Raw genomic sequence first — 9,800 nt, forward strand, 5'->3', positions numbered from 1 at the left:
ATTGTTGACCTACAGCTATTGCAAATAGCAGAGAGCCTTGCCCATGGACCTCAAGCAGATCGAATACTTTGTGCGGGTGGCCGAGCTGGGCAGCTTCACGCGTGCCTCGGTGGTGCTGGACATTGCCCAGCCCGCGCTGAGCCGCCAAGTGCGCCTGCTGGAGGTGGAACTGCGCCAGAACCTGCTGGTGCGCAACGGCCGGGGCGCCACGCCCACCGAGGCAGGCAAGCTGCTGCTGGAGCATGGGCGCGGCATCCTGCACCAGGTGGAGCGCGCGCGCGAGGAGCTGGGCCGCGTGCGCGGGGCCCTCGCCGGGCGTGTGGCCATCGGCCTGCCGCCCAGCATTGCCAAGGTGCTGACGGTGCCGCTGACGCGCGCCTTCCGCGTGAAGATGCCCGACGCGGCGCTGGCCATCAGCGAAGGGCTGTCGGTGGCCATGCGCGAATCGCTGACCACGGGGCTGCTCGACATTGCGCTGCTCTACAACACACCGCCCGCGCCGGGCATCGAGATCACGGCGCTGCTGGAGGAAGACCTGTTCCTGGTGCAGCGGCGTGGTGGCGCACAACCCGGTGCCGAGGCAGACACCAGCACCCCACTGCCCCTGGGCGATCTGCCCCGGTATCCGCTGGTCATCCCCACGCGCCCCAACTCGATCCGCATGCTGGTGGAGTCGGAACTGGCCACGCGCGGCAAACGCCCGCAGATCAGCCTGGAGATTGACGGCGTGGCCGCCATCCTGGACCTGGTGGCCGACGGCGCGGGCTGCGCCGTGCTGCCCATGAACGCGGTCACCACCTCGGGCAAGCCCGAGGTGTTCAGCACCCGCCCCATCCACGGCGCGAGCAGCGATGACGGAAGCGAAGACGGCGCCCGCCTGCGCAGCAAGCTCTATCTGGCCGTGAGTTCGCAACGCCCGGCCACGCTCACGCAGCAGGCGATGGCGGAGCTGATTCGCACGACCCTGATGGCGCTGTACAAGACGCCGGGTTGAGTTGCAGACCGGGCCCGCGCAGCCCCACCCGTTCGGGCTGAGCTTGTCGAAGCCTCGTGCAGCGTTTCGACAAGCTCAACGTGAACGGGCGGGAGCAAGCGTCGCAAGAAACAAAACGGCCGCCGCGCGCCGCCTGCTTTCGAATCAGTCGTTAGAAGGTGCCTTGCGCACGCTGCCCAGCACCCTGTCCGCATAGTCCTGCCAGCGCGCATCCTGAGGCAGGTCCGCGAACACCCCGGCACGCGCCAGGTCGGCCACCCACTGCTGCTTGTCGGCGATGGCCGATGTCATCAAAGGCTCCATGCCGGCTTCGCCCACGGTGCGGGCCGACTCGCGCATCTCTTCGGCGCGGCGCTGGCCGTGTTGCACCACGCGGCTGAAGAAGTAGCGGCCCTGCTGGTGCCAGTCGATGGACGGAAAGGTCTCGGCCAGCGTGGGCAGCACATGGTCTTCCACGCCGTAGTGGCGGGCGGTGGCGTAGCTCTCGATGACCAGGGCTTCGAGGCCTTTGATCATCACGCTGCGGCACATCTTGATGGCGCTGGCCACGCCCAGGCGGTCGCTGACCGGTGTGGCGTCCATGCCCCAGGCCTGCAGTGCAGGTGCCAGCGCAGCCGCGTGGGGGCCGCCCAGCAGCATGGGCACGGCCATGCCATAGGGCGGCACCGAGGTCATCACGCCCGCCTCCACATACCGCCCGCCGCGCGCCTCGATGCATTGCGCGGCCTGCTGCTTGGTGCCGGGCGAGGCGGAGTTGAGGTCCAGAAAAAACGCGCCCGGGACGATGTGCGGCGCCACCGCCTCGGCCACCGCCAGCGTGTTGCTGGCCGTGACGGCCGACACGATGAGTTGGCGCCCGGCGCACAGCGCGGCCACGCTGTCGGCCGCGCGCACGCCTGCGGCCTGTGCGTGGGCCAGCGGCTCGGAGCCCTTCGCGGGGTCGATGAACTTCAGATCCCACACCACCAGATCGCCCACACCCCGGGCGCGCAGGCCTGCCGCAAAGATGCGGCCCACCTCGCCGTAGCCAACGATGCCCAGACGGTGCATTGGGAGCGTGTCTTGCTTCTCTTCAGTCTGCATGGTGCGGTCGGTGTTCTGTCATTGCCTGGGGATGCCCGCGCGCTCGATCACGGCGCGCCAGCGTTCGATGTCGGACTTGAGCAGCGCGGCGGCCTGCTCGGGCGTAGAGGTTCGCGGCTCCACGTTGAGGGCGCGCAACTGCTGCTGCACCGCAGGCGTGGCCACGGAGGCCACCACCTCGCGCTGCAGGCGGTCCACCACGGCGCGCGGTGTGCGCGCAGGGGCAGCCAGCGCGTTCCACGATGCGGCCACAAAACCCTTTACCCCCGACTCCGCCGCCGTGGGCAGGTCGGGCAGGGCGGCAGACCGCTGCTCGCTGGCCACGGCCAGCACCCGCAGCGCACCCGCGCGCACCTGGGGCAGTGCGGGGCCGAGGATCTCCACGCCCACATCCACCTGGCGCCCCCGCAGCGCGGTGATGAGCGCGGGCGTGCCGTTGAAGGGCACCACCTGCGCATCGATGGCCGCACTGCTTTTGAACAGCTCGGCCGCAAGGTGCTGGGTGCTGCCGGTGTTGATGCTACCTATGTTGAGCCGCCCCGGATGGGCGCGCGCGTGCGCCAGCAGCTGGCCCAGCGTGTGGTGCGGCGAATCGGCAGGCACCAGCACGGCGATGTCGAACACGCCCAGCGTGCTGATGGGCGTGAAGCCGGCCACGGTGTCGTAGGGCAGCGCCTTGAACAGGCTGGCCGTGACGGCCGTGCCGTTGGACATGAGGAACAGGGTGTGCCCGTCGGGCTCGGCACGGGCCACGGCATCGGCCGCCACCACGCCACCCGCACCCGGGCGGTTGTCGATGACCACCGGCTGCCCCAGCCGCGCCGCCAGGCCGGTGGCCACAGCGCGTGCCGTGAGGTCGCCCACACCGCCCGCCGCAAACGGCACCACGATGCGCAGCGGCTTGGAAGGAAAGGCGGGCTGGGCCTGCAGTCCACCCCAGGGCGCCAGCCCTGCGGCGGCCAGGGCGCGGAGCGCGGTACGGCGATCCAAGGGCATCTCAGCCCCTCAGCCCACGAACTGCACCAGCCACAGCGAGATGGGCGGGAACAGCAGCAGCAGCGTGGTGCGCACCACATCGCTGGCCAGGAAGGGCATCACACCCTTGTAGCTCTCGGCAATCGGCACATCCTTGGCCATGCCGTTGACCACGTACACGTTCAACCCCACGGGCGGCGCGAGCAGACCAAAGCCCACGGTCATGAGCACCATGATGCCGAACCAGATGGCCGTGTGCTCCTGCGACATGCCGAAGTCCAGGCCCATGATCACCGGGAAGAAGATGGGGATGGTCAGCAGGATCATGGACAGCTCGTCCATCACCGCGCCCAGCACCACGTAGAAGATCAGGATGCCCGCCACCACCAGGTAGGGCGAGACGTTCCAGCCCTGGATCAGGCTGGCCAGCTGGCCGGGCACCTGCGTGAGCGCCAGCGCCGTGTTCATCATGTCGGCGCCGATGAAGATCATGAAGATCATGGCGCTGGCAGACGCGGTGGACAGGAAGCACTGCTTGACCTTCTCCAGCGTCAGCTCGCGCTTGAGCAGCGCCGCGACAAAGGTGCAGGCCACGCCCACGCCTGCCCCTTCGGTGGGGGTGAACAGGCCGCCGTAGATGCCGCCAAACACCACCAGGAACACGATGGCGATGGGCAGCACACCCATCAGGGCCTGCAGGGACATCTTGGGCAGGTCCACCGTATGGTCGGGCGCATGGCCCGGGCGGATGCGCACGTAGATCGCAATCGCGATCATGTAGCCCAGCATGGCGATGATGCCGGGGATGGTGGCCGCAGCGAACAGCTTGGCGATGTTTTGCTCGGTCAGGATGGCGTAGATCACCAGCGGCACCGAGGGCGGGATCAGGATGCCCAGCGTGCCGCCTGCCGCCAGTGTGCCGGTGGCCAGGCGGCCCGAGTAGCCATGCCGCTTCATCTCGGGCAGCGCCACCGAGGTGATGGTGGCGGCCGTGGCGATGGACGAGCCGCAGATCGCACCAAACGCCGCGCTGGCCCCCACGGCGGCCATGGCCAGCCCGCCCTTGAAGCGCGCCATGAGCACGCTGGCGAACTGGAACAGCGCCTTGGAGATGCCCCCCTGGGTGGCAAAGTTGCCCATGAGGATGAACAACGGGATCACCGACAGGTCGTAGCTTGCAAACCGTGCAAACGCCAGGCCATTGAGGTTGTTCAGAAACGGCGGCAGCCCCACCTGGTAGAGGTAGCCAAAGGCACCGGCGGCAAACATCGCCGCCGCAATGGGCACACGCACCACCATGAGCGCCAGCATCACGCCAAAGATGCAGAGAGCGAGAAGCAGCGGGCTCATGCGACGCCCTCTTCTTCTTTCTGCGCCGGGCCGAAGGCCTGCACCAGGGCAATCACCCCCGTCAGCAGCAGGGGCGGCACCATGACGGCGTAGGTGATCCACTCGGGAAAGCCCAGCATCATGGTCGTGGTCATGGAGCTGCGGGCGCTGAGCCCGCCTGCGGCCGTGCGCCAGGCCAGCACGATGAACATGGCGGCCAGCAGCAGCGCGCCAAAGCGGTCCAGCCGCGCGTTGACGGCCGAAGAGGCCCGGGCGGTGAAAAAGTCCACGATGATGTTCTGGCGGCGCAACTGGCACCAGGGCATGAACAGCGCAATGGCCGCACCAGCGGCCACGGCCGTCAGTTCATAGTCGCCCAGCAGGGTCCAGCCCGTGGTGTTGCGGCCGATGAGACTGGCGCAGGTGATCAGCGTCACCCCCGTGAGAATGATCCCGGCCAGCACCGCGCAGGCCTGGGCGAGAAACGATAGGAACTTCAAGGCAGGGTCCTGTCAGAAAAATCAAACCGATCCGTCCCGGCGCCTGCCAGGGCGGATCGGCGTGCACAGGCGCCCCAGGCACGCCCGGGTGCACCCAAAAGCAACACCACGCTTATTTGCTGTGTTTCTCGATCAGGGCCCGGGCTTCGGCCGCGAGCTTGGCACCGTCGATGCCCTTGCCCTTGACCTCGTTGATCCAGTCGGTCTCCACACTGGCGGCGGTGCGGCGCCAGCGCTGGGTCTCGGCCACGTCCAGGGCCACGATGTTGTTCTTGGCGCGCTCGGCAATCTGGCGGCCCAGCTTGTCGCCTTCGTCCATGGCGCGGCCGAACATGGCAGCGGTCTCGATGCCGGAGTTCTTGTCGATCACGGCCTTGAGGTCGGGGGGCAGCTTGTCGTAGCTGGCCTTGTTCATCGAGAACGCAAAGGTCTGCGTGTACAGGCCTTCCTTGCCCGCAAAGGTGGTGTGGTTGCGCACCAGCTCGGTCACCTTGAGCGACGGCGTCACCTCCCACGGGATGGTGGTGCCATCGATGGTGCCCTTGCTGAGCGCATCGGTCACCGCAGGCACGGGCATGCCTACGGGCGTGGCGCCCAGCTTGGTAAGCATGTTGCTGATGATGCGCGAGCCACCACGCACCTTCATGCCGCGCAGGCTTTCCAGGCCGGTCACGGGGGTCTTGGTGTGGAACAGGCCGGGGCCGTGGGTGTGCACAGCGATCAGCTTCACATCCTTGAATTCGTCGGCCGCGAACTTCTCGACGTATTCCTGGATGGCGCGCGAGGAGGCTTCGGCATTGCCGCTCATGAAGGGCAGCTCGAACACTTCGGTCTTGGGGAAGCGGCCCGGGGTGTAGCCCAGCACCGTCCAGGTGAAGTCCACCACGCCATCGCGCGCCTGGTCGAACAGCTGCGGGGGCGCGCCGCCCAGCTGCATGGCATGGAACAGCTGCACCTTGATCTTGCCGCCCGATTCGGCCTCGATCTTCTGGGCCCAGGGCACCAGGGCCTTGGCCGGGATGGTGGCCTGGGGTGGCAGCATCTGGTGCAGCCGCAGGGTCACGGTCTGCGCCATGGCGCTGCCCGCCACCGTGGCCAGGGCAGCTGCCCCGAGGGCCGTCAATGCGGCGCGTCGCTTGAGGAAGTTCATTTTTGTCTCCAGTCTCCGTGGGTCTGCACTTGTATCTTTTTCTGCATGCGTGGGGCGCATCTGAGCCTCACTGTGCATGCGGTCACGGCCACATGCCAGTTCTATGACGGACTTTCAGCTATGCCAGACCGTTATGAAACCGGTGAAACCCGCAGAACGGCAGCAGGACGGGTTCATCGGCGGCGGATGAGAGCGAGGGCAGGCATGCTGGCAGCGCCCTGCCCGGCCGCCTGCGCGGACAGGGCGGAACGCAGGTTGCGCTGGGCCAGGCGCGAGTGCTCGCGCAGGATGGCCTCGGCGCGTGCGCCTTCGTGGTGTTCGATGGCATCGAGCAGCTGGCGGTGCTGGTCCTGCGCCACCACCAGCATGTCGCGCGCCTGGGGCGAATGGGTCTGCACCAGCACGAAGGCCGAGGGCGAGGCAAAAGGCAGGCCCTTGACCCGCTCCAGCTCGCGCGCCACCACGCTGGCGCCCAGCATGCGGCCCAGCAGCACATGGAACTGCGCATTCAGCTCGACATAGCGCGCAAAACCCCGGTCGTCCAGGGCCGGGGGTGCCAGCGTGGCATCGATGGCGTCCAGGCAGGCGTGGGCGTCGGCCAGCACGGCGGGCGGCACCCCGCGTTCGGCCGCCAGACGCGCCGCCAGCCCCTCCAGGGTGCCGCGCAGCGCAATCGCATCGGCCACATCGGCTTCAGAAAAAGTGCGCACGGCGTAGCCGCCGCCGGGCAGGCGCTGCAGCAGCCCCTCCTGCTCCAGCCGCATCAGAGCCGCGCGGATGGGCGTGCGCGACACCCCCAGCTTCTCGACGATGGCCAGCTCGGCAATGCGCGCGCCGCCGGGCAGCTCGCCCGCCAGGATCATCTCGCGCAGGCGCAGCTGCGCTTTCACCGACTGGGAGGCTCCCGCTTCGGCGCCGTCGCCAAGGGTGGGCTCCGCCACCGGGGATTCACTGGGGTTCATAGGCAAACAAGTCAAAGAGGTTGGGGGTGACGCTTCGCCTGAGAGACGCCGCCCATTAATGTATACATAGCCAAAGGATCAGCCCCATAGATTTCAAAGAAAATCTTTTAAAAACAATGATTTATGGGATATCACAGGTCGCAATAGCTGATTTATCACTATTCAATGTATACATTGGTGCCGCTTTTTCGCACAATCCGCCCAGCAAGCCCACCCCGCGCGGCGACGCATGCTCCCCAGCGCGGCCCCACCACACAAAGAGACAAGCCCCATGTATCCCAAGAACGCCTGGTACGTCGCCTGCACCCCCGACGAGATCGCCGAAAAGCCCCTGGGCCGCACCATCTGCGGCGAGAAGATCGTGTTCTACCGCCCCGCGCCCGACCAAGTCGCCGCGCTGGACGACTTCTGCCCCCACCGGGGTGCCCCGCTGTCGCTGGGCACGGTGTGCGAGGGCCACCTGCAGTGCGGCTACCACGGCCTGCGGGTGGAATGCACGGGCAAGTCGGTGTCCATGCCCGGCCAGCGTGTGCAGGGCTTTCCCAAGGCGCGTAGCTTTCCGGTGGTGGAGCGCTATGGCTTCATCTGGGTGTGGCCGGGTGACGCCGACAAGGCCGACCCCGCCACCATCCACCACCTGCCCTGGGCCAACAACCCCGAGTGGGCCTATGGCGGCGGGCTGTACCACATTGCCTGCGACTACCGCCTGATGATCGACAACCTGATGGACCTGACGCACGAGACCTATGTGCACTCCACCAGCATCGGCCAGAAGGAGATCGACGAGGTGCCCTGCAAGACCCGCGTGGAGGGCGACGAGGTCATCACCAGCCGCTTCATGGAAGGCATCCAGCCGCCGCCCTTCTGGCAGATGGCGCTGCGCATGAACGGCCTGCCCGACGACCAGCCGGTGGACCGCTGGCAGATCTGCCACTTCACACCGCCCAGCCATGTGCTGATCGAAGTGGGTGTGGCGCTGGCCGGCCACGGCGGCTACAACGCCCCGGCCGACAAGAAAGCATCCAGCATCGTGGTGGACTTCATCACGCCCGAAACCGAAACGTCTATCCACTACTTCTGGGGCATGGCGCGCAACTTCAAGCCGCAGGACCCGTCGCTCACCACCCAGATCCGCGACGGCCAGGGCAAAATTTTTGCCGAGGACCAGGACATGCTGGAACAGCAGCAACAAAACCTGCTGCGTTACCCTGACCGCAAGCTGCTCATGCTCAACATCGACGCGGGCGGCGTGCAGTCGCGCAAGATCCTGGACCGCATCCTGGCGGCCGAGCAGGCCCCCGCACCCCAGGCGGTGACCGCATGACCGCGCAGGAAACCCTGCAGGTCCGCGTCGTCCAGAAGCGGACCGAAGCCGAAGGCATTGCCAGCTTTGAGCTGGCGCGCGTGGACGGCGCCGCGCTGCCCCCGTTCAGCGCGGGGTCGCACATCGACGTGCACGTTCCCGGTGGGCTGGTGCGCCAGTATTCGCTGTGCAATGCATCGCACGAGTCGCACCGCTACCGCATCGCCGTGCTGCGCGACGCGGCATCGCGCGGTGGCTCGGTGGCCATGCACGACAGCGTGCACGAGGGCGACGTGATCACCATCAGCACACCCCGCAACCACTTTGCGCTGCACCCCGCGCAGCGCACCCTGCTGCTGGCGGGGGGCATCGGCGTGACGCCCCTGTTGTGCATGGCCGACCGGCTGGCCCGCACGGGCGCCGACTTTGCACTGCACTACTGCACCCGCTCGGTGGAGCGCACCGCGTTTGCCAGCGAGATTGCGGCATCGGCGATGGGCCCCCATGTGCACTTCCACTTCGACGCAGGCTCGCCCGAGCAGAAGCTGGACCTGGCCGCCGTGCTCGCCGCGCCCGGTGCGGACAAGCGCCTGTATGTGTGCGGCCCCGCAGGCTTCATCGACCATGTGGTGACCACCGCCAAGGCCATGGGCTGGGCGCAGGACAACATCCACCTCGAATACTTTGGCGCCCCGGCGCAGGACACCTCGGGCGACCAGGGCTTTGAAGTGCGCATTGCCAGCACCGGCAAGGTCTACCCGATTGCAGCCGATGTGTCGGTGGTGGAGGCGCTGCGCAAGGAGGGCATCGACATCCTCACATCCTGCGAGCAAGGCGTGTGTGGCACCTGCCTCACGCGCGTGCTGGAGGGCGAGGTGGATCACCGCGACATGTACCTGACGGACGAAGAAAAAGCCGCCAACGAACAGTTCATGCCCTGCTGCTCGCGCGCGCGCAGCAAGCTGCTGGTGCTGGATCTGTGAGTGGCCCAAGCAAAAAAACGCTGCAACCGTGGGTTGCAGCGCCTTTTCCCTGAATGCTATCAAATAAATAGCTATCAGCGCTTATCCATCGAGCGCAGAAGCCATTTTTTAATCAAATTTCACTCCGCCACAGCCGCCCGGATGGTCTCGCGGCCGTTGCGGTCCTTCACGCGGCCCAGGTCGGTGTCGAGCGCGCGCGCCAGCTTGTCGGCCGCGCCGATGAAGGCGTTGGCCATCTTGTCGGCGTCGTCGGTCACGGTGACGGGCTGGCGGCCGGTAACGCGCGCCTCGATGCGGCAGCGCTTGTCATTGGCGCCGGACTTGCCCGCATCCAGGTCGCTCAGAAACACCTCCAGCCGCGTCACATGGTCCTGAAAACGCGACAGCCGGCTCTTGCATTCGTCCGTGATCCAGCGGGCCAGTGATTCGCCGCCGTGGATGTGGTCGTCGGTGTTGACTTGTACTTGCATGGCGAGGGTCCTTCCTGATGAAGTTGCGAAGGCCCCATCATGGCACCGGCG

10 protein-coding genes are annotated in these 9,800 nt (G+C 67.0%); 3 read left to right on the plus strand and 7 right to left on the minus strand.

Annotated features, from left to right (window positions below; translation table 11 throughout):
* Window positions 1-43: 43 nt before the first annotated feature.
* The gene (locus CBY09_RS22875) at window positions 44-994 is read left to right on the plus strand and encodes a LysR substrate-binding domain-containing protein (RefSeq protein WP_094291874.1); all 951 of its coding nucleotides are present in this window, start codon (window positions 44-46) and stop codon (window positions 992-994) included.
* Between the two features lie 144 nt (window positions 995-1,138).
* Here the strand turns inward: CBY09_RS22875 and CBY09_RS22880 are convergent, their stop codons facing one another.
* The 6 genes from CBY09_RS22880 to CBY09_RS22905 all read right to left on the minus strand — a co-directional run bounded on the left by CBY09_RS22880 (window position 1,139) and on the right by CBY09_RS22905 (window position 6,993).
* Window positions 1,139-2,077, minus strand: a complete 939-nt coding sequence (locus CBY09_RS22880; RefSeq protein WP_094291875.1) for an NAD(P)-dependent oxidoreductase — start codon at window positions 2,075-2,077, stop codon at window positions 1,139-1,141.
* 18 nt (window positions 2,078-2,095) lie between these two features.
* Window positions 2,096-3,067, minus strand: a complete 972-nt coding sequence (locus CBY09_RS22885) for a Bug family tripartite tricarboxylate transporter substrate binding protein (protein ID WP_240515825.1) — start codon at window positions 3,065-3,067, stop codon at window positions 2,096-2,098.
* 15 nt (window positions 3,068-3,082) lie between these two features.
* Window positions 3,083-4,402 carry a TRAP transporter large permease gene (locus tag CBY09_RS22890; protein ID WP_063459764.1) on the minus strand — a complete coding sequence of 440 codons (1,320 nt, stop codon included), beginning with the start codon at window positions 4,400-4,402 and terminating at the stop codon, window positions 3,083-3,085.
* Window positions 4,399-4,881, minus strand: a complete 483-nt coding sequence (locus CBY09_RS22895) for a TRAP transporter small permease (RefSeq protein ID WP_094291877.1) — start codon at window positions 4,879-4,881, stop codon at window positions 4,399-4,401. The genes CBY09_RS22890 and CBY09_RS22895 overlap by 4 nt, the downstream gene beginning before the upstream one ends.
* Before the next feature lie 112 nt (window positions 4,882-4,993).
* On the minus strand, window positions 4,994-6,031 hold the full coding sequence (locus tag CBY09_RS22900; protein WP_094291878.1) for a TRAP transporter substrate-binding protein: 1,038 nt from the start codon (window positions 6,029-6,031) through the stop codon (window positions 4,994-4,996).
* A gap of 173 nt (window positions 6,032-6,204) precedes the next feature.
* A complete protein-coding gene (locus CBY09_RS22905) occupies window positions 6,205-6,993 on the minus strand; it encodes a GntR family transcriptional regulator (protein WP_094291879.1) in 789 nt (262 codons plus the stop codon).
* A gap of 271 nt (window positions 6,994-7,264) precedes the next feature.
* Here CBY09_RS22905 and CBY09_RS22910 point away from each other — a divergent pair, with 271 nt between their 5' ends.
* Window positions 7,265-8,317, plus strand: a complete 1,053-nt coding sequence (locus CBY09_RS22910) for an aromatic ring-hydroxylating dioxygenase subunit alpha (protein WP_094291880.1) — start codon at window positions 7,265-7,267, stop codon at window positions 8,315-8,317.
* The gene (locus CBY09_RS22915; protein WP_094291881.1) at window positions 8,314-9,279 is read left to right on the plus strand and encodes a PDR/VanB family oxidoreductase; all 966 of its coding nucleotides are present in this window, start codon (window positions 8,314-8,316) and stop codon (window positions 9,277-9,279) included. Before CBY09_RS22910 ends, CBY09_RS22915 begins: the two co-directional genes overlap by 4 nt.
* 119 nt (window positions 9,280-9,398) lie before the next feature.
* Here CBY09_RS22915 and CBY09_RS22920 read toward each other — a convergent pair whose 3' ends face one another.
* Entirely contained in the window at window positions 9,399-9,749 is a 351-nt protein-coding gene (locus tag CBY09_RS22920; protein WP_094291882.1) for an HPF/RaiA family ribosome-associated protein, read from the minus strand.
* Window positions 9,750-9,800 lie beyond the last annotated feature (51 nt).

It is taken from the genome of Acidovorax kalamii (genome assembly GCF_002245625.1).
In the GTDB taxonomy this organism is placed as follows: domain Bacteria; phylum Pseudomonadota; class Gammaproteobacteria; order Burkholderiales; family Burkholderiaceae_C; genus Acidovorax; species Acidovorax kalamii.

Bases quoted from the DNA above. Each gene is read 5' to 3' on its own strand.
- CBY09_RS22880 (WP_094291875.1), bottom strand. From the start codon at position 2,077: ATGCAGACTGAAGAGAAGCAAGACACGCTCCCAATGCACCGTCTGGGC.
- CBY09_RS22920 (WP_094291882.1), bottom strand. From the start codon at position 9,749: ATGCAAGTACAAGTCAACACCGACGACCACATCCACGGCGGCGAATCA.
- CBY09_RS22915 (WP_094291881.1), top strand. From the start codon at position 8,314: ATGACCGCGCAGGAAACCCTGCAGGTCCGCGTCGTCCAGAAGCGGACC.
- CBY09_RS22900 (WP_094291878.1), bottom strand. From the start codon at position 6,031: ATGAACTTCCTCAAGCGACGCGCCGCATTGACGGCCCTCGGGGCAGCT.
- CBY09_RS22875 (WP_094291874.1), top strand. From the start codon at position 44: ATGGACCTCAAGCAGATCGAATACTTTGTGCGGGTGGCCGAGCTGGGC.
- CBY09_RS22910 (WP_094291880.1), top strand. From the start codon at position 7,265: ATGTATCCCAAGAACGCCTGGTACGTCGCCTGCACCCCCGACGAGATC.
- CBY09_RS22890 (WP_063459764.1), bottom strand. From the start codon at position 4,402: ATGAGCCCGCTGCTTCTCGCTCTCTGCATCTTTGGCGTGATGCTGGCG.
- CBY09_RS22905 (WP_094291879.1), bottom strand. From the start codon at position 6,993: ATGAACCCCAGTGAATCCCCGGTGGCGGAGCCCACCCTTGGCGACGGC.